Below are 25,027 nucleotides of genomic sequence, written 5' to 3'. Positions count from 1 at the left end.
ACGTCCTCCCGCGCCTCTGAGCGGGCGGGGGGAGCGCTTCTCCGGATGGGGGGTGGGTGGGGGGAGATCACAATCGGTTACGGGCGGGAGAACTTCCGCTTCACCCAGCCGACGGCCACGGCCGTCCCGGCGACGCCGAGAACGACCAGACCGACGCCCGGGGTCGAGTCGTTGCCGTCCCCGTCGGAGGCGACGGTGCGGGAGGTGTTGACCATCCCGGGCGCGTCCACGGCGGGGTAGGCCTTGCCGCACTCGGAGACGGCGTTGTACGCGTTGCCGGCCTTGGCGACGCACGCCTGAACCGCCTCCCGGCGGGCCTTCTGGGCCGGGGTCTCCTCCTGGCCGGTCTTCGCGAGATCGGCGGCCTGCTTCTGCTTCTCCAGCTCCAGCTTCGAGCTGTCCAGGGCGATCTGGGCCTTGCGGACTTCGGCGTCGGCCTGGGCCGAGGCGTAGTTCGAGTAGGCGACCATTCCGGCGGCGGCCAGCACGACCGCGCTGGCGCCGATGCCGGCCAGGACGCGGGGGGACAGCCGTGCGTTCGGGGCGTAGGCGCCGTGCAGCGGCGGGGTCTTCCAGGACGGCACGCTGGTGATGTCGTAGGCGGGGTCGTTGTAGACCGAATCACGGTCGGCCACGGTCGTGCTCCTCTTCGTGAACCAGGTGGGGAAGGTGGGGAGTTGGGGGTCAGAGCCGGTAGGGCTCCAGCGAGAAGAACAGGACGGACGCGCCGCCGAGCTGGGGCTCGCGCTGCTCCAGCCACTCCCGGATGCCGACGTAGGCGCGCTCGCGGGTGCTCCCGGGCGGGAGGGTGGAGCTGCCGGTGCGCGTCGCGATGGCGAAGCCGTGGTGCACCGGGTACTGCAGGGTGATCAGCCAGAAGTGGGTGGGCTCGGCGGCCGACGTGGCGGTGTCGGACAGGGGCATGGCGGTTCCCCTTCGGGTTCAGGCCGCGAGGGCGGTGTGGCCGGCGCAGGTCAGGCAGGTGCCGAGGTGCGCGGGGAGCACGTAGCCGGCGTCCCGTCGGCAGGTGGGGCAGGTGCGGCGCGCCCGGTTGGCCTTGGCCAGGGCGGCGGCCTTCGCGGGGGTCATCGGCCGCACGGGCTTGGCCCGGTCGAGGCGGTAGAGGTAGGCGACCCGGGCGCCGGTCTTGCTGCGGCGGGAGCGCCACATGATCTGAGCGGCGACGTCCTGCCCGCCGGGGCGCAGGCCCTTGGCGCGGAGCTGCCGGCGGGTGAAGTACCCGGCCGGGGCCATGCGCCACGGGTAGGTGGGCGTACCGCCGTGACGGGCCCCGTCGGGGTCCCAGTGGCGCGGGCGGCTCACCGCTCGTCGCCCGTGGCGGCCTCAGGAAGGTTGAAGTAGCCGACCAGCGTGAGCGGCGTGCCGGCGTAGGTGGTGGTGACGCTGAGCCAGGCGAAGCAGCCGGTCGTGTCGAGGTCGACTTCGGCCGGGTCGAGGCCGAGGGCCTGGCGCCACTGCTCGAAGTCGGCGAGGGCGGCGTCGCGGTGGAAGCCGAGGGTCATGCCCTCGGTGAGCGTCAGGTTGCCCGAGGCGTCGCGCTCGCCAGTGACGACACGCTCGCTGGTGATCCTCGACGCGGGCAGGTCGGGGTGGGCGGTGAAGAGCGCGAGCAGGGCGCCGGTCGCGTTGATCTGGGCGCCGGCCATGGTGGTGTCGGTGGTGGTGGTCACGACGCCTGCCCTTCGCTGAGGAGGGCGCCGATCAGCTCGGGCCGGTTGGTGGCGCCGAGCGAACGCCCGGCGAGGGTGAACAGGTGCCACCAGCGGACGGTGCCGTCGTCGTTGCTGGTCTGGGCGCACATGTAGCCGTGGAGCGGGAAGACGTCCACGACGCGGGTCTGCTCGAACTCCGGCGAAGCCGCCGGGATGTGGTCGGTGCTCATAGCGGGTTCTCCCGGTTCTCAGGCGGCGGCCGGCGCGTCGTCGGCGCCGTACTGCTCGTTGAAGCGCTTGTAGAGGCGGCTGACATAGGCCGGGGAGCGGGTGGAGCGGCGGGCGGCCTCGCGCTGGGCGACGTCGTCGCGCCAGCACTGTTCGATCACGCGGGCGGCTTCGACCTCGTCCAGCCGGACGGCGGCCGGCTCCTCCCGGTCGTCGTCCGGCGGGTCGGTGCTCGTCTCGTTGGTGTTGGCGTTCACCTCGTCGCCGGCGGTGAACGCCTCGGGCTTCGGGGTGTTCACCGGGCGCGGTCCGGCCGGGTACACCGGGCCGTCGATCACGTCGTCGGCGGCGCCCGGGGGCGGGTCAGCGGGAGCCTCGGCGGTGTCGGCCGGGGCGGGGTGAACGGGGGTGGGCGCCGGGTGAACGGGCTCGGTGTTCACCGTCTCCGCCGGACCCGCCGGAAGCGTCTCCCGGATCTCCGTGCCGAGGCTGGGCGAGAGGGTTGCGGCGGGCTGCGGGGCGGGGGTGAACGGGGTCTGCGGGAGGGTGAACAGCGGGGTGTTCACCACCTGCCGGGCGGCCTGCGGGACCGTGGCCGGGCGGGTGCGGAGCGGCGGTTGGGGCCGCTTCGCGAGGCTGCGGGCGAGGGCCCGGCGGTAGGCGGGTCCGGCCTCGGCGACGAGCAGCAGCAACAAGGGCGGGATCAAGTGGATCACCACGCCGACCAGGTCCTTTGTCAGCGCGGCGGCTCCGATGTTGAGCCACACGGTGGCCAGGCCGGTGACCCACCGGAAGAGGGCCGGCCAGCGTCCGGCGCTCACCCCGAAGCGGGCCAGCGTGCTGTCGGCCTGGAGGCTCAGGATGAAGCACCCGTCACCGGCGACCGCCATCACGGGGCCGGTGCCGTAGCCGGGTGAATGGGCGTCGATGAACGGGGCGGCGGTGGACATGCTCACCGCGACCACCGCCCCCGTCAGCACCCACGTGCCGGTGCTGATCACGAGCGACGTACGGCGGATCTGGGCCGGGGTCGGCACCTCGGTGAGCACCGGGTGAACACCCCCGCCGGAGCGGTGAACGTTCACCCGACACCCCCGGCGGCGCGCCGTTCACGGAGGGCGGCTCGCGAGCGGCGCTTGTACAGCGCGGTGCGCTCGGCGGGGGTCAGCCCGCCGGCGATGCCGTGCTTCTCGTAGCGCTCCATCGCGAGTTCCAGGCACATCGTGCGGACCGGGCATCCGGCGCAGATCATCTTGGCGCGGCGCTCGGCCCACTCGGCGGCCTCGGCCCCGATCTCCTCGGGGTCGGGGTAGAACAGCTCGGTGTCGACGCCGGCGCAGGCCGCGCCGCGCAGGTCGCTGTCCCCGTCCGGGCGGTACTCGGCGAGCACGGTGGCCGTCGGGCGTGCGGTCCGATGCGGAGTCCGGGTCGCACTGGTGGTCAGAGTGCGGGGCTGGGCCATCACGCGGCCGCCTTCCAGGTCAGCACCCGGCGACGCTCGGCCGTGCGCATCAGCGCGGACGCGAACCGGGCCGCCGGCCCGTCCAGGTCCCTCAGGACCGCCCGGGCGACGTCGAGCCGGACGATCAGGTCTTCGGCGGAGGTGTCGGCGGTGCCGTCGAACAGCTCGGTGTCGACGCCGAAGCCGAAGTCGGCGCCGGTCCCGAAGGCGAGTTCCGCGAACTCCTCGGGCGTCGCGGCCTCCTGGCCTGCAACAATCAGTTTCATGGGTTCACCTCGTCCAGTTGGGGGTGAGCCCGCAGGGCCGCCGCGCACCCGGCCAAGGACAGCGCGGCGGCCCGACTCATGCGGGCCCAGCTACTCGGTGCATCACGAGCAGCCATGACCCCCGACCCGCCACAGGCGGCACGGATCGGGGACCAAAGACACTCGTTCGTTCATCAGCACACTGTTGAGTTCTCAAAGAACGGCGCGTCATCGGCAGTCCGTAGGGCGCGCGGCCAAGCCGCCTTCCCCCGACAACTGCCGGGCGCGTTTGTGCAGGTCAGAGAAGCGAGAAGCCCGCCCCTAGTGGTGCTTAGGGGGGCTTTCCGCCTTGCCTGATACCCAAGGTAGGCAGCCGTCGCCTATGCGTCAAGCCCCCCTCGCGATACCCTTGCTTCGCCCCCCTAGGCAGTGAAGGGATCACGATGCACGAGGAGCTTGAGCGGGTGGCCAACCTGGCTGTCCCGATCGAACGGGCCAAGGCGGCGATTGCCCTGATGGCGGACTACCAGAACCGGGTGGTCGAACTGTCCCGTGTCCGCCGGGAGGCCATCGAGGAGGCCTCGGCGTCGGGCATGTCGCAGGCCGAGATTGCTGCCCTGCTCGGCGTAAGCCGTGGGCGTGTCGGTCAGCTCGCGTCGGCCGGCCCCGCGCCGGAGCGCGCGTTCTTCGGCCTGGGACCGATGACCGTGGCGCTCGGCGGCAAGTACGAGGCGGGGAAGTCCCTGGACGAGAACCCGAGTGAGGTCGTGACCAGGGAAGACCTGAACAACTACGAGCACCTGCGGAAGCTGTTCGCGGGCCTCAAGCTCGACTCCGAGTACGAGGTCATCCCGCCATCCGGCATCGTGAACCTCAACCGCGAACACCTGGTCGTCATCTGCGGGCCGCGACTGTCGCCGATCGTGGCCCAGGTGCTCGAAGGTGACGACAACCTGCGGTTCCGCAAGGACACGGCCTGGCACCTGGTGGACCTGCGCACCGAAACCGAGTACCGGTCCCCGCTCGACGTGGACGGTACGGCCGGAGACATCGGCTACCTCGCTCGGCTTCCCCGCCTCGATGGCAAGGGGACGTTCCTCTACATCGCGGGCATTCACGCGATCGGCGCGAACGGCGTCGTGCACTACCTGGAGAACCACCTGAGCGAGCTGTATCGGGAGGTTCGGACGAAGCGTTTCTCCACGCTCATCTCATGCCGTTACGACCCGAAGACTCTGGAAGTTCTGGAGAGCAGCAGGGTCACTCCGATCTACCGACACGAGGCCTGACAGATGCGCGTCTCTATCGCCACCGCTCCGGGCGGCGCGAACCCCAACGAAGACTGGGTGGCGGCCACACCCACGCTCGCCGTGGTCTTGGACGGCCTAAGCACGGCCGGACTCGATACCGGCTGTCGGCACGGCGTTCCGTGGTACGTCGCCCAGCTTGGCAGCCACCTGGTGGCCGCGCTGGCAGAGTCCGGCCGGCCACTGGCTGACGGGCTGGCTCAGGCCCTCGACCAGGTTGCCGCGCTCCATCCCGGGTGCGATCTCGGCAACCCCGGCACGCCATCGGCAACGGTCTCGGTTCTGCGGGCCGGGGCCGACAGCTTCGACTACCTGGTTCTCGCCGACTCGCCGATCGTCTTCGAGCGGGCTGACGACTACCAGGTGGTCACCGACCTGCGGGTGGATACCGTGGTGCCCGAACTCCGCGCCGAGACGGAACGCTTCGCCACCGGGACGCCCGAGCACGCCGAGAGCGTCCGCCGGATGGTCGAGGCCCAGCGGCTCACCCGGAACACGCCGGACGGCTACTGGGTGGCCGCCTCCACGAGCGAAGCTGCACACCATGCGCTCGCGGGCACGGTGCCGCTGGCCGGGGTCCGGGCGGCGGCCGTCCTGTCTGATGGCACCTCACGACTCGTCACTGAGTACCGCGCCGCATCGTGGGCAGACGCCTTCGCAATGCTCCGGGAAGCCGGCGCTGACGGCCTTATCTCGTCGGTCCGGAAGGTCGAGGCCACGGACCCGAACGGCCTTCGCTGGCCGCGCTTCAAGTCGGGTGACGATGCGACCGTCGCGTTCTGTCAGCTGCCGTAGCTGGGGAACGCCGCTCGTGCCACAGCCGTGCCAGGACGGGCGGGGAATCACGGGGAATTACGGGCGACGACGGTAAGGCTGGGGGTGGAGCCCCAGCACCGCTTCAGCGCAGGTCAGGGCACGTGAGCGACAACTGTGCTCCTAAAGCCGGTGTCGCAGGTTCGATTCCTGTCTGGGGCACAGCACGGCACCGCAACTCACAGGCCCCCCGTCCGACCTCGGACGGGGGGCCTGCGGCGTTGCTCCGGGAGCTGTCAGCGGACGGGCTCGTCCGGGTGGTCGGCGGGGGCGTCCAGCTCGGCGTCCTCGGCGCGCGACGCCCGGACGTAGGGCACGATGACCCGCTGAACCCGGGGCCGGGTACGCCAGTTGACCCGCCGTACGTCGCGGGCCAGGGCGCCCGGACGCCAGAGTTCGGTGGCGGCGGTCACGACGCCCAGTACGACGCCGGCGGCCAGCCAGCCCGCCACCACGTCGGTGGGCCAGTGCACCCCGAGGGCGACCCGGGTCCAGCCGATCGTGAGCACCGTGCCCGCGGCCACCGCACAGGCGGCGGTCCGGCCGCGGCGGTGCACCCGGTACCAGACCAGGCCGACCAGGACGGCACAGGTGATCGCCGAGGCCATGGCGTGCCCGGAGGGGAAGGCCGGGCCGTCGGCGTGCGTGACCGGGTCGCTGAAGACCGGCCGTCGACGGTCGACGGCCAGCTTCAGCGCCCACTGGGCGCCCCAGCCGAGAAGGGCCTGGGCGGCCACCCAGCCGGCCAGCACCCGGGCGCCGATCAACAGGAGCCAGACGGCTGCGACGCCGAGAAGTGCACGCATCGTGACGGGGCCGCCGATGTCGGAGAGGGTCTGCACCGCGGCGGTCCAGATCCGGTGTTCTCGTGCGTAGACGTGGAGTTCGCTGATCCAGTCCTGGTCGAACTCGTGCAGGGGGTGCCAGTGGCCCGTCACCAGCATCGCCAGGAGGCCGAACAGCGCGGCGCAACCCAGCGCGAGCGCGACGTCCCGAAGGAGACCGCGGTGACGCACGGCGACGGAGGTCGAGCTGTTGGTCAGGTGCATGTCTGACACCTTCCCAGTGCGTTGCGCCGTTCGGGAGCCGGAGTGATAGCGATTCGGCATCTTTTGTGGGGAGGACCTGCGGGCGCGGGGGCGTGAGCGCGGGCGGAAACCGGGGGTGCGCGGGAACGTGCGCGACCGTTCGCCTGTTCAACGGGTAGGCGGCGATTGCGTGCAGGGCTGGTGAAGAACGGTTCCGGGCGATCGCGCGAAGCGGGCGAATGCGGGCACGCGAGGTGCCCGGCCGATCACCGAGCGTCCAGAACCGGAGTGAAAACCGGCAGGATACTGCATCAAGGGGAAGAATCTGAGTGACTTGGGAATGTTGTCCGGATTCTGTTCGTTGGATCGTTACGTGTGAGCCCCCAGGGGCCCGCATTTCTTGCCCTCGCGGGCAGGCAGGCAGACCTCGGCAACACCAGCAAAGGGAGCAAGCATGGCCACCCGTGCCGTCGTTCGCGACAGGGCCGACCGGAGTCGCGCGGCCCGCCCGACCAACCTTGAGGCCGACCGCGACCTGGTCGGCATGTACCTCGACGAGATCGCCAGGACGCCCCTGCTCGATGCCGCCGAGGAGGTCGAGCTCTCGCTGCGGATCGAGGCCGGCGTGTACGCCCAGCACCTGCTGGACGAGGGCGAACTCCCGGGCGGCGTGACGCACGAGGAGCTGGAGGCGATAGCCGCGGACGCCGAGCGTGCCAAGGACGTCTTCATCCGCTCCAACCTCCGCCTGGTGGTCGCGGTGGCTCGCCGCTACCCGCGCAGCGGCCTTCCGCTGCTCGACCTCATCCAGGAGGGCAACGCCGGCCTGGTTCGCGCGGTGGAGAAGTTCGACTACGCCAAGGGTTTCAAGTTCTCCACCTATGCCACCTGGTGGATCCGCCAGGCGATCACCCGCTCCATCGCCGACCAGTCCCGCACCATCCGGCTGCCCGTCCACCTGGTCGAGGAGCTCGGCCGGATCCGGCGGGTGCAGCGCGAGAAGTCCAAGGAGCTGGGCCGCGAGCCCGAGCCGGCCGAGATCGCGGCCGAGCTGGACACCACCGAGGCCCGGATCAAGGACGTGCTGGACTGGGCGCGCGACCCGGTCAGCCTCAACATGTCCGTCGACGACGAGGGCGAGACCCAGTTCGGTGACCTGGTGGAGGACACCGGGGCGACGTCCCCCGAGGACGCCGTGATGGTCATGCTCCGCCGCGAGGAGCTGGACGACCTGATCGGGCGGCTGGACGACCGCACGGCCTCGATCATCCGCTCCCGCTACGGCATGGAGGACGGCCGCGAGCGCACCCTCACCGAGGTGGGCAAGCAGCACGGCCTCACCCGCGAGCGGATCCGCCAGATCGAGAAGCACGCGCTCGCCGAGCTGAAGAAGATCGCCGACCACGCGGGCTTCGAAGCCGCCTGACGGACCGGCCCCACCGGACGGGCCCTGATGCGGAGCGCTCCGCACCGGGGCCCGCGGTGTGTCACGGGGCTCATAGGCTGGAGGGACAGGACGGCCCGGGCGACCAGGGGAGTGGACAGGGTGAGCGAGCAGGAACAGGGCGGGCAGGAGCAGGTCCGCCAGGAGCAGGACGAGCAGCCGCAGCAGCGGTCGGCGGACCAGCGGCCGGCGGACCGGAAGACGCCCGCGGCCAAGGCCCGGCTGGTCTTCCGGGACCCGCTGGACCAGCAGTCCCGGGACGACACCGACACCGGCTGGGGCGAGCGCTCCGGGGCGGGGGAGAGCGGTGGACGGGGACTGGACTGGTACCTGAGCCAGCGTCCGCCGCACCACGGGGACTAGCCAGGGCCTGGCCGGCGGATCTTGCCGGGCCCGCCGACATCCGCCGGACAGGCCCTGGCTAGGGCTGCGCGACCACCGGGCCGCGACCACCGGGCCGCGACTAGCGGGCCGTGACCAGTGCGTCGCGGATCTCGGTCAGAAGTTGGACCTCCTTGGCCTCGGTCTCCGCCACCGTCTCGGCCGGGCTCTTGCGCTTGGCCGCCATCCGGTTCATCGGCATGATCGGGATGAAGTAGACGACGGCTGCCGTGATCAGGAACGAGGCAAGAACTGTAGGACCCCAGGTCCTTCGTCCCGAACACGCCGACGATCGGATTGATCACGCCCTTGACGAAGGCGTTGACGATGTTGGTGAAGGCCGCGCCGATGACCACGGCGACGGCGAGTTCGACGACGTTCCCACGCAGCAGGAATTCCTTGAAGCCTTTCAAGCCGCCTCTAACGACGAAGTCGTCACCGGGTTACGGGTGATCTTCCGGAAGCCCGGATTGACAACCCGTACGGCCCACCGCGCCCCCCGAGGGCGGCGGCAGCCCAGCCCGCGCGGGCCCGAGGGCGAGCGCCGCCACCACCGCGAGCAGCACCAGCGCGGGCACCCCGGCCCGCCGCCGGACGGCCCGGTGCAAGCGGTGCCACCCGCTGCAGCCGCGCCGGATCGGCGGGAAGCTCGGCACCTCCCGTCGGGGCGGCACGGTGGGCGCGGGCAGCGGGACGGACAGGCTCATGGTCGTCATCGACGTCACCTCCGGACTCGATCGGTCGGTCTCTGGTGACCCACACGATGCGTGCCCGTGGCGCCACCGGAAAGCCAGTTCCCACAGCCTGTGGATAAACCCGCCCCTGTGGACAACTTCGTACACCCGCGCGAGTTAGACCGATGTCCGCAAGCTGACGAAAGCCCGAACCCGGATGGCGAACCAGGCACGCCAAAGGCCCGCCGCCCCGCGTGAAGCGGGGCCGACGGGCCTATTCGAGAAGCTTTCGAGAGCTCCCGGACGCCGGTCCGGCGCGAAGCGCCGAGCGCCCGACGTCAGCTCGCGGCCGGAGCCGGGCTGCTGGACGAGCTCGACGAGCCGGAGGAGCTGGACGAACCCGACGAGGACGCCGAGGGTGACGCGGACGTCGAGGAGTCGGAGGGCGAACCGGCGCCCACCGAACTGCTGGAGGACGAGCGGCTGTCGGTCCGGTAGAAGCCCGAGCCCTTGAACACGACGCCCACGGCCGAGAAGACCTTGCGGAGCCGTCCCTGGCAGTCGGGGCACGTGGTCAGCGCCTCGTCGGTGAACTTCTGCACCGCCTCCAGGCCGTTGCCGCACTCGGTGCACTGGTACTGGTACGTGGGCACTTGTCTTCCTCCTGGCACTCTCGCCTGATGAGTGCTAACGATGGTCAATGATGCGGTATTCCGCTGGATCAGTCCAGCGACTCCGGTGTGAGATGAGCCGGTACCGAGTCACCGCCGACCGCGTTCAGCCCTTGGCCGCACCGACCAGCTGTGCCGCGCCACCGCGCTCGGCGGACGACGCCACCACGCGGCCCGCCCCGCCCGGCGCCACCATCAGGTGCCGCAACGACACCAGCGCGATCAGCCCCAGGCCGGCGCCGGCCAGCGGCACCAGGAACCCGGCGGAGGGCCCGTGGCTGTCGATCAGCCGCCCGGCCACCATCGAGCCGACCGCCAGGCCCAGACCGATGGCGCCGGTCAGCCAGGTGAACGCCTCGGTCTTGGCCCCGTCCTCGACCAGGGTCTCGACCAGGGTGTAGCCGCTGATCAGGGTCGGCGCGATGGCCAGACCGCAGACCAACCCGGCGACCGAGAGCGTGACCAGGTTGGGCATGGCCCACAGCGTCGAGCAGCCCACCACCAGCAGCGCGTAGCTGATGATCATCCGGTGCTGCACGGCGCGACGCCAGGCGATGACGCCGTACAGCACACCCGCCACCATCGAGCCGCCGGCGAAGATCCCGTACACGGTGCCGGCGGCACCGTGCTGGCCGACCGAGTCGGCGAAGGCGTTCACCGAGACCTGCATCCCGCCGAACACGGCCCCGACCCCGAGGATCACGCCGGCCAGCAGTCGGACGCCCGGCGAGGCCAGCGCGGAGGCGCGCCGCGCGCCGGGCTGCGGGGTGATCCGGGAGGGCGCGGTACGGCGCTGGGCGGCGAAGGCCAGGCCGCCGACGAAGGTCAGCGCGGCCTCCGTGATCAGAGCGGTCGCCGGGCTGACCGAGGTGGCGATCTTGGCGGCCAGGATCGGGCCGATCACGAAGGTGAACTCGTCCGTCACGGACTCGAAGGCGAACGCGGTGCTCACCTTGGCCGCGGTGGACGCGGACGCGCCGTCGGCGCCGATCGTGGCCACCCAGCGGGCTCGGACCATCGCGCCGATCTGCGGAACGCTCGCGCCGGCCGGCACGGCGGCCAGGAACAGGCTCCAGGCGGGCGCGTGGCCGAGCGCCAGCGCGATCAGCAGGCCGACCGCCGCCGCGTGCACCACGACGGTCGGGACGAGGACGGCGGCCTGGCCGTACCGGTCGGCGAGCCGCCCGGTCTGCGGGCCGATCAGGGCCTGGGCGACGGCGGCGATCGCCGTGACGGTGCCGGCGGTGCCGTAGGAGCCGTGGGTGTCCTTGACGAGCAGCAGGATGCCCATGCTGAGCATTGCGTAGGGCAGCCGCGCGATGAAGGCGGGGGCAAGGAACGTCCAGGCACCGGGCGTGCGCAGCAGCGCGCCGTACCCGACCTTGGCGGGTGCGGCGGTGGCGGTGTCCACAGTGCTGGCCGCGGTGTCCGGAGCGTTGTCCGCGGCGATGTCGACCGTTCGGCGGGCCGTCACGGTCGGTCCTTCCTGCTGCCTGGTAGCGCGGCAGGGCATGGGGTGGCCCCGACGGCGCCGAGAGTCGTCCTCTCGCGCGTCGACCGGGGTAGATACCGGGTCAGCCTGGCCTGATGGGCCGGGGGCCGGACCGCGGCCGCCGAGCGGTCGCGCCAACTCTGCGTCAGGCAGATGCTGGGGGTGGTCTAGCGGTAGTTATACGGCGTAGTCGAACCAGCATACAGTTACGCGCGTAGATTCCGCCAGGCCACCCAGTCCACGACCAGCCGGGCCGCGGGGAACGGGCCGCGGGGAACGGGCCCCCGGGGAAGGCTCGGGGCGCCGGACCCCGGGGCGCCGGGCCCCGGGGCGGCGGGCCCCGGGGCGGCGGGCTCAGCGACTGTCCAGCCACCCCGCCAGCTTGCCGCCCTTGTCGACGGCCCGCAGCCGCCGTTCGGCGGCCTCGCCGACCTCGTCCGTGGTGACCACCAGCAGCTCGTCCCCGCCGCGCAGCATCGTGGCCTTGTCCGGTACGAAGGAGTTGCCCTCGCGCACGACCAGGGTGACCGCCGCCCCCTTGGGCAGCCGCAGCTCGCTGATCTCCACGCCGGACATCCGCGAGGTCGGCGACAGCGTGACCGACAGCAGGTGCCCGTGCAGCTTCTCCAGCGGCGCGGACTCGATGCCGAGGTCCTGGCCCATCGCGCCCTCGCCGATCCGCAGCCGCTTGGCCACCCAGGGCAGGGTCGGCCCCTGGAGCAGGGTGAAGACGACGACCAGGATGAAGACGATGTTGAACACGTCCTGGGCCTCGTGTGCGCCGGAGACCACCGGGATGGTGGCCAGCACGATGGGCACCGCCCCGCGCAGCCCGGCCCAGCTCAGCAGCGCCTGCTCGCGGGCGGGCACCTTGAACGGGGTCATGGAGAGCACCACCGACAGCGGTCGGGCCAGGAAGACCAGCACCCCGCCGATCACCAGCGCGGGCAGCACCGAGTCGCCCATGCTCTCGGGTGCGGAGAGCAGTCCGAGCAGCACGAACATGCCGATCTGCCCGATCCAGGCCAGCCCGTCGGCGAAGCCGCGCACGGCCGGTCCGTGCGGCAGCTTGGAGTTGCCGAGGATCACCGCGCAGACGTAGACGGCGAGGAAGCCGGAGCCGTGCAGCAGTGCGCCGCCCGCGTAGGCGAGCACGGTCAGCGCCATCACGGCGATCGGGTACAGGCCCGAGGAGGGCAGTGCGACGTGCTTGACCCCGTACGCGCCGAGCTTGCCGACCGCCAGGCCGACCGCGGCGCCGATGGCGAGCTCGGCGGCGATCGTGCCGAGCAGGACGTACCAGGAGTCGTGCCCGCCGGTGCCGGCGAAGGCGACGACCAGGATGACCACGGGCGCGTCGTTGAAGCCGGACTCGGCCTCCAGCAGGCCGGTGAGCCGGTGCGGCAGCGGGACCATCCGCAGCACCGAGAAGACGGCGGCGGCGTCGGTGGAGGAGACGATCGCGCCGAGCAGCAGCGAGGTCTGCCAGTCCAGGCCGACCAGCCAGTGCGCGCCGGCCGCGGTCACGAACACGCTGATCCCGACGCCGAGCGTGGCCAGCACGGTGGCGGCCGGCATCACCGGTTTGACCTCGCGCCAGCTGGTCTTGAGGCCGCCCTCGGCCAGGATCACCACGAGCGCCGCGTAGCCGAGCACCTGGGTCAGCTCGGCGTTGTTGAAGGTGACGCCGATTCCGTCCTGGCCCAGTGCGACGCCGATCCCGAGATAGATCAGCAGACTCGGCAGCCCTGATCGGGTCGAGATCCGTACGGCGACCACCGCGACCAAGAGGATCACGGAGGCTTCGAGGAGGAGCTGGTTCAGGTGGGCGACGTTCACGCAGTGGCACCTCGGGCAGGCATGGGCGGGCGGGGTGTCAGGTGGTGCTGGGGTTGTTCCGTTGGTGTAGAGAGGGTGCTGTCGGGCACCGGCCCGCTAAGAAGTCGTCAATGCTCCTGTTGCGGATCGTTACTCAGTCTAACATTTTGCCATATCTTTAGTTTGGTCCCCCATTCACAGCGCTCCGCCGACTCGGCCTAATGTGGTGCCCTGTCACGGCCCCAGGCCCTGGACACGCCCGCCCGCCCCGAAGTCAGGACCGCAAGGACCCAGATGCCCCGCTCGAAGAAGTTCCGGCGCGCCCGTCTGATCGTGATCGTGCTGGTCGTGCTGCTGGTGGCCGGCGTCGGCTACGGCGGCTACCGCGGGGTCACCGCGGTCCGTGCGTCCTTCCCGGAGGTGGACGGCAGCGTCAAGGTGGCGGGCCTCAGCGCGCCGGTCGACGTCAAGCGCGACGCCAACGGCATCCCGCAGCTGTACGCGGACACCGCCGAGGACCTGTTCCGCGCCCAGGGCTACGTCCAGGCGCAGGACCGCTTCTGGGAGATGGACGTCCGCCGTCACATCACGGCCGGCCGGCTGTCCGAGATGTTCGGCGACAGCCAGGTCGACACCGACTCCTTCATCCGCACCATGGGCTGGCGACAGGTGGCGCAGAAGGAGTTCGACACCAAGCTGTCGCCCGAGACCAAGAAGTACCTGCAGGCCTACTCGGACGGCGTGAACGCCTGGCTGGCCGAGCACCCCGGCGGTGAGAAGGCCTCGCTGGAGTACGCCCTGCTCGGCGCCGTCAACAGCGGCTACAAGCCCGAGCAGTGGAGCCCGGTCGACTCGGTGGCCTGGCTCAAGGCGATGGCCTGGAACCTCTCCGGGAACCTCCAGGAGGAGATCGACCGCTCGCTGCTGGCCCAGGACTTCGGCCCGGACAAGATCGCCGAGCTCTACCCGGAGTACCCGTACTCCCGCAACGGCACCATCGTGAAGACCGGCACCGTGGCCGGCGACACCTACCGCCCGGCCGACGGCTCGGCGCAGTCCGGCGGGGCCCCCGGCGCCGCCACCACCCAGGGCGCGGCCACCACCAAGGCGCTGATGCAGGGCCTCACCGACCGGATCGACACGATGCCGCAGCTGCTCGGCCGCCCCGGCCAGGGCATCGGCTCCAACTCCTGGGTGGTCGCCGGCTCGCACACCACCACCGGCAAGCCGCTGCTGGCCAACGACCCGCACCTCGGCCCCGGCCTGCCCTCGGTCTGGTACCAGATGGGCCTGCACTGCCGGACCGCGTCGGCGGCCTGCCAGTTCGACGTCTCCGGCTTCACCTTCGCCGGCATGCCCGGAGTGGTGATCGGCCACAACAAGGACGTCGCCTGGGGCTTCACCAACCTCGGCGCCGACGTCACCGACCTCTACCTGGAGAAGGTGACCGGCCCGGACACCTACCAGGTGGACGGCAAGGACGTGAAGTTCGACCTCCGCAAGGAGACCATCAAGGTCGCCGGCGGCGAGGACCGCACCATCACCGTCCGCACCACCCAGACCGGCGCCCCGCTCATCTCCGACCAGAGCACCGAGCAGCAGAACGTCGGCAAGTACGCCCCCAACGGCACCTCCGCCCCCGACCGCGGCACCGGCGGCTACGGCGTCGCCCTGCAGTGGACGGCGCTCAGCCCCGGCAAGACCATGGACGCCGTCTTCGAGCTGGACAAGGCCCGCAACTGGGACGAGTTCCGCGGCGCCGCCAAGGACTTCGCCGTCCCCGCGCAGAACCTGATCTACGCCGACGCCAAGAACATCGGCTACCAGGCCCCGGGCGTCATCCCGGTCCGCGGCAAGGGTGACGGCTCCATGCCGGCCCCCGGCTGGGACTCCTCGTACCAGTGGAAGGCGGACCCGGTCCCCTTCACCGCGCTGCCGTGGAGCCTCAACCCGTCCGCCGGCTACATCGTCACGGCGAACCAGGCCGTGGTGGACCAGAGCTACAAGTACAACCTCACCAAGGACTGGGAGTACGGCACCCGGGCCAAGGAGATCACCGACCAGATCGAGGGCCTGCTCAAGAACAACGGCAAGATCTCGCCGGACGACATGCAGACCCTGCAGCTGGACAACACCAGCATCATGGCCAAGACGCTGGTCCCGCTGCTGCTCAAGCAGCAGATCGACGACCCGTACGTGCGTGAGGCCCAGGACCTGCTGAAGGACTGGAACTTCCACCAGGACGCCGACTCGGCCGCCGCCGCCTACTACAACGGCGTCTGGCGCAACCTGCTCAACCTCGCCTTCGGCCAGAAGTTCCCGGCCGACATCCGGGCCAAGAACAACTGCCTGCTGGTGCGCCAGCAGGACGACCCGACCAAGCCGGACAGCTCCAGCAAGATCGTCACCGAGTGCGGCACCCGCGACCCGGGCAAGGCCCAGCCGGACGGCGGCGACCGCTGGACCGAGGTGGTCCGGGCCCAGCTGGACAAGCCCGACAGCTCGTGGTGGACGTACATCGACTCCCAGCACAAGGAGCAGAAGGGCCTGGACAACCTGCTCAAGGAGGCGATGAAGAACGCCCGGCAGGACCTGACCTCGCTGCTCGGCAAGGACATCTCCACCTGGAGCTGGGGCCGCCTGCACAAGCTGGAGCTGCGCGAGCAGACCCTGGGCACCGACAACTCCTCGATCGCCTCCGGCGCCGTCCACAAGCTGCTCAACCGCGGCCCGTACCGCCTCTCCGGCGGCTCGGCGGCGGTCGACGCGGCGGGCTGGAACGCGGCGGCCGGCTACCAGGTCGACTGGATCCCGTCGATGCGCATGGTGGTCGACCTGAACGACCTGGACTCCTCGCGCTGGGTCAACGTCGGCGGCGCCTCCGGCCACGCCTTCCACCAGAACTACAACGACCAGACCGACCTCTGGCTCAAGGGCAAGCTGCTGACCTGGGCCTTCACCCCGGACGCGGTGGAGAAGGCGACCAAGCACAAGCTGGTGCTCACCACCGGCTGACGCCGGTACGACGCGCGGGCGGCCCCGTTCCCTTCCGGAGGGAGCGGGGCCGCCCGCGTCCCCGGGGCCGCCGGCGGCTCACCCGAAGATCCGCACCCCCGACGGCGTGACCGCCAAGTCCACCGGCCGGTCGTGCGACTCGGCCGGCACCCGTTCCAGCAGCTCGTGCTCGTACAGCAGCACCGCCAGCACCGGCTGCGCCCCGGCCCGCTCCAGCCGGGCCAGCACCCGGTCGTAGCTGCCGCCGCCCCGGCCCAGCCGCAGCCCGCCGCGGTCCACCGCCAGGCCCGGCAGCAGCACCAGCGAGGCGGCCGTCACCGCCTCCGGTCCCAGCCGCGGCCCGACCGGCTCCAGCAGCCCGCGCCCGGCCGGGGCGAGCGCCTCGGGCCCCGCGTACTCGGCCCAGTCCAGGTCGTTGTCGGGAAGCAGCACCGGCAGCAGGACCCGCACTCCGTCCTCGCGCAGTGCGTCCAGCAGCGGCCTGGTCCCGGGCTCCGCGCCCACCGAGACGTACGCGGCCACCGTGGCGCCCGCCGCGGCCAGCTCCCAGGCGTGTCCGGCCAGTGCGTCCGCCGCCTCCGCGCGACCCTCGGCCGAGAGGGCGCGGCGCCGCGTCAACAGCCGTGTCCTCAGGTCGGTCTTCTCGTTGTGCATCGGATCCTCCACGTCTCCAGACCGTCGACGCGCAGAGCCTGACACGCGAAAGGGCGCCCCGATTGTCCACCCCGCTGCTGGTCCAGGCCCTGGCCGCGCTGAGCGCCCCCGCGCTGGCCGGCGCCACCGTGCTCGGGCTGCGCGTGCGCCGGGAGCGGGCCGAGGCCGCCCGGGGCCGGGAGCGGCTGCGGGCGCGGGTCGCCGAACTGGAGGAGCGCTGCGCCGAGCTGGAACGCACCGCCTCCTGCGACCCGCTCACCGGCGTGTGGAACTACCGCCACCTGCAGCTCACCCTGGACCGGGAGATCGAACGGGCCCGCCGCGCCGAGCACGCCGAGCAGGCCGACGGCCCGCGCCCGCTGGCCGTGCTGCTGCTGGAGATCGCCGGCTTCGACGCGGTCATCGCCGAGCACGGCCGGGCCCGCGGCAACGCGATACTGCGCGACCTCGCCCAGCGGCTCGCGATGGAGATCCGCCGGGCCGACACCCTCGGTCGCTACAGCGGCGAGGAGTTCCTGGTGGTGCTGCCGGACACCGGCGCCGAGGGCGCCGCCCAGGTCGCCGAGCGGCTGGTCTGGTCGGTCCGCCGCCACCTGCTGCTGGACTGGTCCTCCGGCACCCGGGCGCCCCGCCCGGCCCACGGCAACGGCCTCACCGCCGCGGCCGGCATCGCGGTGCTCCCCGAGGACGGAACCCACGCCGCCGTCCTGCTGCGGGCCGCCGACGCGGCACTGGCCGAGGCCCGGGCGGCCGGCGGCGACTGCTGGCGGGCCGCCCCGGCCCCCGGGCAGCGCTCAGTCGGGCGCGGTGAGCAGGCCGCTTCCGGTACGGACGGGGCGACGACTGCCGAACGTGACCGTTCGGGAAAGGCGGGTAGTCTGTCCGCCTGTACCGGAGGGGACCCTCTTGCCCAGCCGGTCGCTTCCCATACGCCTGCCACCGTGGCCGTGCCCCGTGACGCGCTGTCCTAGCCGTCCGACGGCGCTCGGCCGGGCGAAAACGTGCCTGAGTAAGGTAAACGCATGACGACGACCCCCCGTATTCCGGTAACCAAGGCCGTGGTACCCGCGGCCGGACTGGGCACCCGCTTCCTCCCGGCGACCAAGGCCACCCCGAAGGAGATGCTGCCCGTCGTCGACAAGCCGGCGATCCAGTACGTCGTGGAGGAGGCCTCCGCGGCCGGCCTGTCCGACATACTGATGGTCACCGGCCGCAACAAGCGCGCGCTGGAGGACCACTTCGACCGCGCCTACGAGCTGGAGGAGCTGCTCGTCCGCAAGGGCGACGAGGACCGCCTGCGCCGGGTCCGCGAGTCCGTCGAGCTGGCCAACATGCACTACGTCCGCCAGGGCGACCCCAAGGGCCTCGGCCACGCCGTCTCGGTCGCCGAGCAGCACGTCGCCGGCCAGCCCTTCGCCGTCCTGCTCGGCGACGACCTGATCGACCCGCGCGACCCGCTGCTCGCCCGGATGATCGAGGTCCAGCAGGAGCTCGGCGGCTCGGTCGTCGCCCTCATGGAGGTCGACCCCTCCCAGATCCACCTGTACGGCTGCGCCGCCGTCAAGGCCAACGGCTTCGGCGACGACGTCTTCCAGGTGACCGACCTGGTCGAGAAGCCCGAGCCGGGCGAGGCCCCCTCCAACTACGCCGTCATCGGCCGCTACGTCCTCGACCCGCTGGTCTTCGACGTGCTGCGCGAGACCCCGCCCGGCCGCGGCGGCGAGATCCAGCTCACCGACGCCCTGCGCGAGCTGACCACCCGCGATGCCGCGGACGGCGGCCAGGTGCACGGCGTGCTCTTCAAGGGCCGCCGCTACGACACCGGCGACCGCGCCGACTACCTGCGCGCTATCGTCCGTCTGGCCGCCGAGCGCGAGGACCTGGGCCCGGAGTTCCGCTCCTGGCTGCGGGAGTTCGTCGGCTCCGAGCTGCAGGACTGACACCACGACAGAGAGCGAGCCGCCGATGACCGGGTCCACGGAGCACAGCACCACCCCCGCAGCCTGCTGCGACGGGTCCGCGGACCGGGCACCGGCGGCTCCTCGCTCCTGGAGCGTGGACGAGCACCTCGCCGACGTGCTCGCCGCGGTCGGCCCGCTGCCGGCGATCGAGCTCCCGCTGCTCGACGCCCAGGGCTGCCGGCTCGAGGAGGACGTGGTCGCGGACGGCGACCTGCCGCCCTTCGACAACAGCTCGATGGACGGCTACGCCGTCCGCACCGCCGACACCGAGGGCGCCACCGACACCTACCCGTCGGTGCTCCCGGTGGTCGGCGACATCGCGGCCGGCGCGGGCGAACTGCCCAAGGTCGGCCCCGGCCAGGCCGCCCGGATCATGACCGGCGCCCCCGTGCCGCCCGGCGCCCAGGCCGTCGCCCCGGTCGAGTGGACCGACGGCGGCACCGGCACCGGGGTGGCCGCCGCGGCGATGACCGCGCCGGTCGCCGACGAGGAGGTCCGGGTGCTGCGCCCGGTCGCCGAGGGCGCGCACATCCGCCGCCGCGGCAGCGACGTCGCGGCCGGCACCACCGTCCTGGAGGCCGGCACCCGGCTCGGCCCCACCCAGATCGGCCTGCTCGCCGCGATCGGCCGGGCCGCCGTGAAGGTCCGCCCGCGCCCCCGGGTGGTGGTGCTCTCCACCGGCAGCGAGCTGGTCCAGCCCGGCGAGCCGGTCGGGCCCGGGCAGATCGCCGACTCCAACAGCTTCACCCTCACCGCGGCCGCCCAGGAGGCCGGCGCCATCGCCTACCGGGTCGGCGCCGTCCCGGACGAGGCCGACCGGCTGCGCGCCGTCCTGGAGGACCAGCTCGGCCGGGCCGACCTGATCGTCACCAGCGGCGGGGTCAGCGTCGGCGCGTACGACGTGGTCAAGGAGGTCTTCGAGTCCTATGGCGGCGTCGAGTTCCGCAAGCTGCGGATGCAGCCCGGCAAGCCGCAGGGCTTCGGCCGGATCGGCGGCGCGGCCGGGGTGCCGCTGCTCGCCCTGCCCGGCAACCCGGTGAGCGCCTACATCTCCTTCGAACTCTTCGTCCGCCCGGTCATCCGCACCATGCTCGGCTCCGCCGACGTCCACCGCCCGGTGGTGCGCGCGCTCTGCCCGACCGCGCTGCGCTCCCCGGCCGGCCGCCGGCAGTTCCTGCGCGGCCGCTACTCGGCGGTGGACGGCACCGTCGAGCCGGTGGGCGGCGCCGACTCGCACCTGGTCGGCGCGCTGGCCAAGGCCGACTGCCTGATCACCGTCCCCGAGGACGTCACCGAACTGCCCGCCGGCAGCGAGGTCGACGTGGTGTTGCTGCACTCCTGAGGCCGCCCCGAGCCGAAGGGGCGCGCCGGTGCCGAAAGGGAGAAGCGACCAGCGAGGCACGAGCGCCGGAGCGCCGACCGTCGGCACCGGGTCGGAGCGCCCCGGAGGCGAGCGGGCGAGTGGCTGCCACCCCGGGGTCGGGGGAGGGGTACGGTAGCGCGGTATTCGACCTGCGCGCCCCTGGAGTTACCCGTGACGACACCGAGCCCCGGCGACCGCCTCACCCACGTCGACGAGCAGGGCGCGGCCCGGATGGTCGACGTCTCCGAGAAGGCCACCACCGCGCGCACCGCCGTGGCGGCCGGGCGGGTCAGGGTCTCCCCGAAGGTGGTCGAGCTGCTGCGCGGCGAGGGCGTGCCCAAGGGTGACGCCCTCGCGGTGGCGCGGATCGCCGGGATCATGGGCGCCAAGAGGACCCCGGACCTGATCCCGCTCTGCCACCCGATCGCGGTCTCCGGGGTCAAGGTCGACCTCACCGTCGCGGACGACGCGGTCGAGATCACCGCGACCGTGAAGACCGCCGACCGCACCGGCGTCGAGATGGAGGCGCTGACCTCGGTGACGGTGGCCGCGCTGACCGTGATCGACATGGTCAAGGCGGTGGACAAGGGCGCCAGCATCGAGTCCGTCCGGGTGCTCAGCAAGACCGGCGGCAAGAGCGGCGACTGGTTCGCGCCGGAGGTGGGCGCGTGAGCGAGCGGTGCGAGCGAACCGTCAAGAGGTGCGGGTGGGCGGATGCCCCTGCCGGGCGAAGCGAGGTGGGCGCGTGAGCGAGCGGTGCGAGCGAACCGTCAAGAGGTGCGGGTGGGCGAATGCCCCTGCCGAGCGAAGCGAGGTGGGCGCATGAGGGCTCTTGCCGTGACCGTTTCCAACCGGGCCTCGGCCGGGGTCTACGAGGACAAGGGCGGCCCGCTGCTGGTGGCCGGCCTGACCGCGATGGGCTTCACCGCCGACGGCCCCCGGGTCGTCCCGGACGGCGAGCCGGTGGAGGCCGTCCTGCGCGAGGCCGTCGCCGCCGGGTACGACGTGGTGCTGACCACCGGCGGCACCGGCATCTCGCCGATGGACCTCACCCCCGAGATGACTGCCCGGGTGATCGACCGCCAGATCCCCGGCATCGCCGAGGCCATCCGTGCCTACGGCCGCGACAAGGTGCCGACCGCGGTGCTCTCCCGCGGGCTCGCCGGGCTCGCCGGACGTACCCTGATCGTCAACCTGCCGGGCTCGACCGGCGGCGTCAAGGACGGCCTGGCCGTCCTGGAGCCGCTGCTCGCCCATGCCGTCGACCAACTCGGGGGCGGGGACCACCCCCGGCCCGACGCACCGGCCTCCGGGAGAGCGCACTGAACGCCGGCTGGCCGGTGGAACTCCACGAGGGGGAGGTCACGCTGCGCCCGATCCGGGCCCGTGATCAGCGCGAGTGGCAGGAGGTGAGCCGCCGCAACCGGGACTGGCTGCGGCGGTGGGAGGCCACCGTGCCGCCCGGCCCGGCGGGCCGGGCCGCCGGGCCCCGCCCGACGTACCGGCAGATGGTCCGCTTCCTGCGCCACGAGGCCTCGGCCGGCCGGATGCTGCCCTTCGTGGTCCTCTACAAGGGCCAGCTGGTGGGGCAGTTGACCGTCGGCGGGATCACCTGGGGTTCGATGTGCTCGGCCAACGTCGGGTACTGGATCGACGAGGCGGTGGCCGGCCGGGGCATCATGCCGACCGCCGTGGCGCTTTCCGTGAACTACTGCTTCCACGCACTCGGGCTGCACCGGATCGAGGTCTGCATCCGCCCGGAGAACGGCCCGAGCCGACGGGTGGTGGAAAAGCTGGGCTTCCGCTCGGAGGGAATCCGCCCGCGCTATCTCCACATCGACGGCGACTGGCGGGACCACTTGGTCTACGCCCTGACCGCCGAGGAGGTCCCGGAGGGGATGCTGGAGCGCTGGCGGGCGCTCAGTGCCGGGCGTCATCCAGGTAATTGAATATATGTTCGAAAGAAATATCGATATGGCATCGACGCGGTGGCGGACCGTCACAAATGCCGGCAAAATAGTCGGAGAATCAGCTTGATCACACGACACGCCGCGCCAAATTGCTGCCAGGCCTTCCCGGCGCCCGTACGGTGTGAATCGTGAGCAGTAGCGGCCTTATCTACGCCGTCATCGTAGGGGCCTGGGCCGCCTATCTGGTGCCGATGTGGCTCCGCAGGCAGGACGAACTCAACGAGGCGCGCCCGACGGAACGCTTCAGCACCGCCATCCGCCTGCTGGCCGGGCGTTCGGCGCTGGAGCGGCGGGCAGCCCGGGCCCTGGGCGACGAACCGCGTGACGACGAGCACAGCAACGACGGTCCTCCCGCACGGGACGAGGCCGCCTCCGACGACCCCGCCGTGCGGGAGCCCGAACCCCCTGCGGAGCGCCCGGCCGAACGCCCGGTGCCCGCGCGGCCGGCCGGTGCCGAGCGCCGGGCGCGGCTGCTGGCCCGCCGGCGCCGGATGGTCACCGCCCTCTTCCTCGCCTTCGCGCTCGGCGCCGTGGCCGCGGCGGTGGCCGGACTGACCTTCCTCTGGGTCCCGGCGATTCCGGCGGCCCTCCTCACCCTCTACATCGGCCACCTGCGCAAGCTGGAGCGCCAGCGGTACGAGGTGAAGCTGGACCGCGCCCGGGCCGCCCAGGCGGCCGAGCAGCTGCGGCGGCGCGAGCAGCAGCGGGCCGAGGCCCCGGAGGCGGAGCGCACCCCGGCCGAGGTCCCCGTCGACGCGGAGCCGGACCCGGCCGCGCCCGCCGAGCGGCCGCCCGGCCGCCGCCCGCACCTGCGGCTGGCCGCCGACCCCGAGGAGGCCACCGTCTCGGTGTCCGCCTCCGCGGTGGCCGAGGCGACCGAGCACGAGGAGTGGGTCGACGGCATGCGCGAGCGCGGTGCGGCCGGCCCGGACTCCTGGGAGCCGGTACCCGTCCCGCTGCCGACCTATGTCACCGCGCCGGTCGCCCCCCGGGTCTCCCGTGGCCTCGACCTGTCGGCCCCGGGCACCTGGACCGCTGGGCGCCCGACCGAGTCCCGCACCACCCCGCTGTTCGATCAGTATGCCGAGGCCCCGGCCCCGGAGACCCGCCCCCGCGCGGCCAACGAATGACCGTGACCACCCTCCGACCAGGAGGGTGGTCACAGACCCCCTCCGAAAGGTGCTAGAGTTTCTTCTCGTTGGGGCTGTGGCGCAGTCCGGTAGCGCACCTCGTTCGCATCGAGGGGGTCAGGGGTTCGAATCCCCTCAGCTCCACCCAACGGATCGACTCCGGTCGGTCCAGCAAATCCCGCCGGGAGTCAACTCCCGGCGGGATTTCGCGTTTTGCGGTTCCGGAGCCGATCCGAGCGCCGGCAGTGGTGGAGGTCACAGGGCCTTCCCGGGGCGGAATCTGACGCCGTTTGGGTCTCAGAGGGGTCGGTTATGGTGGTTGGGCCCAGACGCTGACGAGGGAACGATCTGGTCTATCTCAACGGGGTGCCATCGCGGTGCGCGAGTTCGGTCTGAAACGGTGGACGCGAGAAGCGGACCCGGAGGGGCCCGGCGGCCCGGCAACCGGAAGACCGAATTCCTGGACCGTGGCGGCGGCCTGCGCGGCGGCGGTGTCGCTGGCGGCGTTCGTCCTGGTGCGGCACCTGCACGGGGCGACCATGGTCGACATGCTGGTCTACCGGGCCGAGGGCCAGGCCGTGGTGAACGGCCAGGACCTGTACGCGATGCGGCTGCCCGGCTGGGACCTTCCGGCCACCTACCCGCCGTTCGCCGCGATGCTGTTCGTCCCGAGCACCTGGTTCGACGTGAGCACCCTGCGCGTCCTGGTGATGCTCCTCAACTACGCGCTGCTCGCCCTGGCCGTCCACCTCTCCCTCCGGCTGGCCGGCTGGCCCCGGCGCACCCGCCCGGCCGCCGTGATCCTCGCGGCCGGCCTCGGCGTCTGGCTGGAGCCGGTGTACACCACCTTCCAGTACGGCCAGGTCAACCTCGGCATCCTCTGCCTGGTGCTGTGGGACCTGACCCGCTCGGACCGCAGCCGGTTCAAGGGCGTGGGCATCGGGCTCGCCACCGCCATCAAGATCACCCCGGGCCTGTTCGCCGTCTACCTGTTCCTGACCGGCCGGGTCCGGGCCGGCCTGGTCTCGATCGGCACCTTCCTGGGCGCCGGCCTGATCGGCTGGATCGCGCTGCCGGACGCCTCGCACGGGTTCTGGAGCACCTACCTCTGGGACCCGAGCCGGGTCGGCGTCACCGTCCTGGTGGACAACCAGTCGCTGCGCGGGGCCGTCTGCCGGCTGCTCGACGTCAACGACCCCGGCCTGGTCGGGGTGATCGCCTCCGCGCTGGTCGGCGCGCTCGGGCTCGGGGTGGCGGTGCTGGCCGGGCGCTCCGCCCGGGTGCTGCGCCGGGCCGACGCCTGGGGTGCCGTCTGCGCGGCCTTCACCGCGCTGCTGGTCTCCCCCATCAGCTGGACCCACCACTGGGTCTGGTGCATCCCGCTGATCGCCCTGCTCGTGGTGGAGGCCCGGACCCGGGCCCGGCAGGCGCTGCTGGCCGTGACGCTGCTGGTGTTCCTCTCCCACGTCATGTGGACCGTCCCGCACCGCTGGGGCCGCGGGGTCGCCTGGTACTGGCAGCTGCCCGGCTCGGTCTACCCACCGCTCGGCATCGCCGTGCTGGCCGTCGTCGGACTGCGGCTCCACCGTGCTTGGCGCGAGGCCGTCGACGCCTCGGCCGGCGCCTGGGCGCTGCTGAGGCCCGTCCCGGGCACCGAGCCCGACCGTGACCCCGCCCTGACCAATCGGACCTGACGGA

General features: G+C 72.1%; 27 protein-coding genes, 1 tRNA gene and 1 pseudogene. 14 read left to right on the top strand and 15 right to left on the bottom strand.

What is annotated here, in order from left to right; genetic code table 11:
• Window positions 1–77 precede the first annotated feature (77 nt).
• From ABZW30_RS07545 to ABZW30_RS07510, 8 genes are read right to left on the bottom strand one after another with little or no spacing between them, the layout of a single operon-like run.
• Entirely contained in the window at window positions 78–635 is a 558-nt protein-coding gene (locus ABZW30_RS07545) for a hypothetical protein (protein ID WP_355670092.1), read from the bottom strand.
• Window positions 636–684: 49 nt separating this feature from the next.
• Window positions 685–924, bottom strand: a complete 240-nt coding sequence (locus ABZW30_RS07540; RefSeq protein ID WP_355670091.1) for a hypothetical protein — start codon at window positions 922–924, stop codon at window positions 685–687.
• A gap of 18 nt (window positions 925–942) precedes the next feature.
• Window positions 943–1,323, bottom strand: coding sequence for an RRQRL motif-containing zinc-binding protein (locus tag ABZW30_RS07535; RefSeq protein WP_355670090.1), 381 nt, complete (start codon window positions 1,321–1,323; stop codon window positions 943–945).
• Entirely contained in the window at window positions 1,320–1,691 is a 372-nt protein-coding gene (locus ABZW30_RS07530) for a hypothetical protein (protein ID WP_355670089.1), read from the bottom strand. Before ABZW30_RS07530 ends, ABZW30_RS07535 begins: the two co-directional genes overlap by 4 nt.
• Window positions 1,688–1,903 carry a hypothetical protein gene (locus ABZW30_RS07525; protein WP_355670088.1) on the bottom strand — a complete coding sequence of 72 codons (216 nt, stop codon included), beginning with the start codon at window positions 1,901–1,903 and terminating at the stop codon, window positions 1,688–1,690. The genes ABZW30_RS07530 and ABZW30_RS07525 overlap by 4 nt, the downstream gene beginning before the upstream one ends.
• Before the next feature lie 18 nt (window positions 1,904–1,921).
• Complete coding sequence (locus ABZW30_RS07520) at window positions 1,922–2,986, bottom strand: hypothetical protein (protein ID WP_355670087.1); 1,065 nt, start codon at window positions 2,984–2,986, stop codon at window positions 1,922–1,924.
• Window positions 2,983–3,363, bottom strand: a complete 381-nt coding sequence (locus tag ABZW30_RS07515; protein WP_355670171.1) for a WhiB family transcriptional regulator — start codon at window positions 3,361–3,363, stop codon at window positions 2,983–2,985. Before ABZW30_RS07515 ends, ABZW30_RS07520 begins: the two co-directional genes overlap by 4 nt.
• Complete coding sequence (locus tag ABZW30_RS07510; RefSeq protein ID WP_355670086.1) at window positions 3,363–3,629, bottom strand: hypothetical protein; 267 nt, start codon at window positions 3,627–3,629, stop codon at window positions 3,363–3,365. The genes ABZW30_RS07515 and ABZW30_RS07510 overlap by 1 nt, the downstream gene beginning before the upstream one ends.
• A gap of 422 nt (window positions 3,630–4,051) precedes the next feature.
• Here ABZW30_RS07510 and ABZW30_RS07505 point away from each other — a divergent pair, with 422 nt between their 5' ends.
• Together ABZW30_RS07505 and ABZW30_RS07500 are read left to right on the top strand one after the other, a co-directional pair.
• The gene (locus tag ABZW30_RS07505) at window positions 4,052–4,897 is read left to right on the top strand and encodes a sigma factor-like helix-turn-helix DNA-binding protein (RefSeq protein ID WP_355670085.1); all 846 of its coding nucleotides are present in this window, start codon (window positions 4,052–4,054) and stop codon (window positions 4,895–4,897) included.
• A gap of 3 nt (window positions 4,898–4,900) precedes the next feature.
• Window positions 4,901–5,710: a hypothetical protein gene (locus tag ABZW30_RS07500; protein ID WP_355670084.1), complete on the top strand. Its 810-nt coding sequence runs from the start codon at window positions 4,901–4,903 to the stop codon at window positions 5,708–5,710.
• A 254-nt stretch (window positions 5,711–5,964) separates the two neighbouring features.
• Here the strand turns inward: ABZW30_RS07500 and ABZW30_RS07495 are convergent, their stop codons facing one another.
• Window positions 5,965–6,777: a phosphatase PAP2 family protein gene (locus tag ABZW30_RS07495; RefSeq protein WP_355670083.1), complete on the bottom strand. Its 813-nt coding sequence runs from the start codon at window positions 6,775–6,777 to the stop codon at window positions 5,965–5,967.
• A gap of 433 nt (window positions 6,778–7,210) precedes the next feature.
• Between ABZW30_RS07495 and ABZW30_RS07490 the strand changes: the two genes are divergently transcribed.
• Together ABZW30_RS07490 and ABZW30_RS07485 are read left to right on the top strand one after the other, a co-directional pair.
• Window positions 7,211–8,182 carry a sigma-70 family RNA polymerase sigma factor gene (locus ABZW30_RS07490; protein WP_355670082.1) on the top strand — a complete coding sequence of 324 codons (972 nt, stop codon included), beginning with the start codon at window positions 7,211–7,213 and terminating at the stop codon, window positions 8,180–8,182.
• A gap of 120 nt (window positions 8,183–8,302) precedes the next feature.
• Window positions 8,303–8,563, top strand: coding sequence for a hypothetical protein (locus ABZW30_RS07485; protein WP_355670081.1), 261 nt, complete (start codon window positions 8,303–8,305; stop codon window positions 8,561–8,563).
• Between the two features lie 100 nt (window positions 8,564–8,663).
• Here the strand turns inward: ABZW30_RS07485 and ABZW30_RS07480 are convergent.
• The 5 genes and pseudogenes from ABZW30_RS07480 to ABZW30_RS07460 form a co-directional block, all read right to left on the bottom strand.
• Window positions 8,664–8,994, bottom strand: a pseudogene (locus tag ABZW30_RS07480) (MscL family protein).
• Window positions 8,995–9,024: 30 nt separating this feature from the next.
• Window positions 9,025–9,297, bottom strand: coding sequence for a hypothetical protein (locus ABZW30_RS07475; protein ID WP_355670080.1), 273 nt, complete (start codon window positions 9,295–9,297; stop codon window positions 9,025–9,027).
• Window positions 9,298–9,593: 296 nt separating this feature from the next.
• A complete protein-coding gene (locus ABZW30_RS07470; protein WP_355670079.1) occupies window positions 9,594–9,908 on the bottom strand; it encodes an FmdB family zinc ribbon protein in 315 nt (104 codons plus the stop codon).
• A 124-nt stretch (window positions 9,909–10,032) separates the two neighbouring features.
• Window positions 10,033–11,337: an MFS transporter gene (locus ABZW30_RS07465; RefSeq protein WP_355670170.1), complete on the bottom strand. Its 1,305-nt coding sequence runs from the start codon at window positions 11,335–11,337 to the stop codon at window positions 10,033–10,035.
• A gap of 435 nt (window positions 11,338–11,772) precedes the next feature.
• Complete coding sequence (locus ABZW30_RS07460; protein ID WP_355670078.1) at window positions 11,773–13,257, bottom strand: potassium/proton antiporter; 1,485 nt, start codon at window positions 13,255–13,257, stop codon at window positions 11,773–11,775.
• 273 nt (window positions 13,258–13,530) lie between these two features.
• Between ABZW30_RS07460 and ABZW30_RS07455 the strand changes: the two genes are divergently transcribed.
• Window positions 13,531–16,251 (top strand): penicillin acylase family protein, encoded by a 2,721-nt coding sequence (locus ABZW30_RS07455; protein ID WP_355670077.1) that lies wholly within the window; start codon window positions 13,531–13,533, stop codon window positions 16,249–16,251.
• A gap of 78 nt (window positions 16,252–16,329) precedes the next feature.
• On the opposite strand, the gene ABZW30_RS07450 is transcribed toward ABZW30_RS07455, so the two are convergent.
• Window positions 16,330–16,905 carry a 5-formyltetrahydrofolate cyclo-ligase gene (locus ABZW30_RS07450; RefSeq protein ID WP_355670076.1) on the bottom strand — a complete coding sequence of 192 codons (576 nt, stop codon included), beginning with the start codon at window positions 16,903–16,905 and terminating at the stop codon, window positions 16,330–16,332.
• A 62-nt stretch (window positions 16,906–16,967) separates the two neighbouring features.
• Here ABZW30_RS07450 and ABZW30_RS07445 point away from each other — a divergent pair, with 62 nt between their 5' ends.
• The 9 genes from ABZW30_RS07445 to ABZW30_RS07405 all read left to right on the top strand — a co-directional run bounded on the left by ABZW30_RS07445 (window position 16,968) and on the right by ABZW30_RS07405 (window position 25,023).
• Entirely contained in the window at window positions 16,968–17,876 is a 909-nt protein-coding gene (locus ABZW30_RS07445; protein ID WP_355670075.1) for a diguanylate cyclase, read from the top strand.
• Window positions 17,877–17,927: 51 nt separating this feature from the next.
• The gene (galU, locus tag ABZW30_RS07440; RefSeq protein ID WP_355670074.1) at window positions 17,928–18,845 is read left to right on the top strand and encodes a UTP--glucose-1-phosphate uridylyltransferase GalU; all 918 of its coding nucleotides are present in this window, start codon (window positions 17,928–17,930) and stop codon (window positions 18,843–18,845) included.
• 25 nt (window positions 18,846–18,870) lie between these two features.
• Window positions 18,871–20,208, top strand: a complete 1,338-nt coding sequence (gene glp, locus ABZW30_RS07435) for a gephyrin-like molybdotransferase Glp (RefSeq protein ID WP_355670073.1) — start codon at window positions 18,871–18,873, stop codon at window positions 20,206–20,208.
• A 192-nt stretch (window positions 20,209–20,400) separates the two neighbouring features.
• Window positions 20,401–20,901 carry a cyclic pyranopterin monophosphate synthase MoaC gene (gene moaC, locus ABZW30_RS07430; protein ID WP_355670072.1) on the top strand — a complete coding sequence of 167 codons (501 nt, stop codon included), beginning with the start codon at window positions 20,401–20,403 and terminating at the stop codon, window positions 20,899–20,901.
• 150 nt (window positions 20,902–21,051) lie between these two features.
• A complete protein-coding gene (locus tag ABZW30_RS07425; RefSeq protein ID WP_355670071.1) occupies window positions 21,052–21,555 on the top strand; it encodes a MogA/MoaB family molybdenum cofactor biosynthesis protein in 504 nt (167 codons plus the stop codon).
• Window positions 21,556–21,569: 14 nt separating this feature from the next.
• Window positions 21,570–22,178, top strand: coding sequence for a GNAT family protein (locus tag ABZW30_RS07420; RefSeq protein WP_355670070.1), 609 nt, complete (start codon window positions 21,570–21,572; stop codon window positions 22,176–22,178).
• Between the two features lie 149 nt (window positions 22,179–22,327).
• On the top strand, window positions 22,328–23,329 hold the full coding sequence (locus tag ABZW30_RS07415; RefSeq protein ID WP_355670069.1) for a hypothetical protein: 1,002 nt from the start codon (window positions 22,328–22,330) through the stop codon (window positions 23,327–23,329).
• A gap of 70 nt (window positions 23,330–23,399) precedes the next feature.
• Window positions 23,400–23,473, top strand: a tRNA-Ala gene (locus ABZW30_RS07410).
• 323 nt (window positions 23,474–23,796) lie between these two features.
• Window positions 23,797–25,023: a glycosyltransferase 87 family protein gene (locus tag ABZW30_RS07405; RefSeq protein ID WP_355670068.1), complete on the top strand. Its 1,227-nt coding sequence runs from the start codon at window positions 23,797–23,799 to the stop codon at window positions 25,021–25,023.
• The last annotated feature ends 4 nt before the right edge of the window (window positions 25,024–25,027 follow it).

The organism is Kitasatospora sp. NPDC004669, from assembly GCF_040609455.1.
GTDB lineage: Bacteria > Actinomycetota > Actinomycetes > Streptomycetales > Streptomycetaceae > Kitasatospora.
This window is presented reverse-complemented; position numbering and strand designations above follow the sequence as displayed.

Bases quoted from the DNA above. Each gene is read 5' to 3' on its own strand.
- ABZW30_RS07495 (WP_355670083.1), bottom strand. From the start codon at position 6,777: ATGCACCTGACCAACAGCTCGACCTCCGTCGCCGTGCGTCACCGCGGT.
- ABZW30_RS07510 (WP_355670086.1), bottom strand. From the start codon at position 3,629: ATGAAACTGATTGTTGCAGGCCAGGAGGCCGCGACGCCCGAGGAGTTC.
- ABZW30_RS07490 (WP_355670082.1), top strand. From the start codon at position 7,211: ATGGCCACCCGTGCCGTCGTTCGCGACAGGGCCGACCGGAGTCGCGCG.
- glp (WP_355670073.1), top strand. From the start codon at position 18,871: ATGACCGGGTCCACGGAGCACAGCACCACCCCCGCAGCCTGCTGCGAC.
- ABZW30_RS07525 (WP_355670088.1), bottom strand. From the start codon at position 1,903: ATGAGCACCGACCACATCCCGGCGGCTTCGCCGGAGTTCGAGCAGACC.
- ABZW30_RS07540 (WP_355670091.1), bottom strand. From the start codon at position 924: ATGCCCCTGTCCGACACCGCCACGTCGGCCGCCGAGCCCACCCACTTC.
- ABZW30_RS07450 (WP_355670076.1), bottom strand. From the start codon at position 16,905: ATGCACAACGAGAAGACCGACCTGAGGACACGGCTGTTGACGCGGCGC.
- ABZW30_RS07425 (WP_355670071.1), top strand. From the start codon at position 21,052: ATGAGGGCTCTTGCCGTGACCGTTTCCAACCGGGCCTCGGCCGGGGTC.
- galU (WP_355670074.1), top strand. From the start codon at position 17,928: ATGACGACGACCCCCCGTATTCCGGTAACCAAGGCCGTGGTACCCGCG.
- ABZW30_RS07475 (WP_355670080.1), bottom strand. From the start codon at position 9,297: ATGACGACCATGAGCCTGTCCGTCCCGCTGCCCGCGCCCACCGTGCCG.
- ABZW30_RS07515 (WP_355670171.1), bottom strand. From the start codon at position 3,363: ATGGCCCAGCCCCGCACTCTGACCACCAGTGCGACCCGGACTCCGCAT.
- ABZW30_RS07500 (WP_355670084.1), top strand. From the start codon at position 4,901: ATGCGCGTCTCTATCGCCACCGCTCCGGGCGGCGCGAACCCCAACGAA.
- ABZW30_RS07455 (WP_355670077.1), top strand. From the start codon at position 13,531: ATGCCCCGCTCGAAGAAGTTCCGGCGCGCCCGTCTGATCGTGATCGTG.
- ABZW30_RS07505 (WP_355670085.1), top strand. From the start codon at position 4,052: ATGCACGAGGAGCTTGAGCGGGTGGCCAACCTGGCTGTCCCGATCGAA.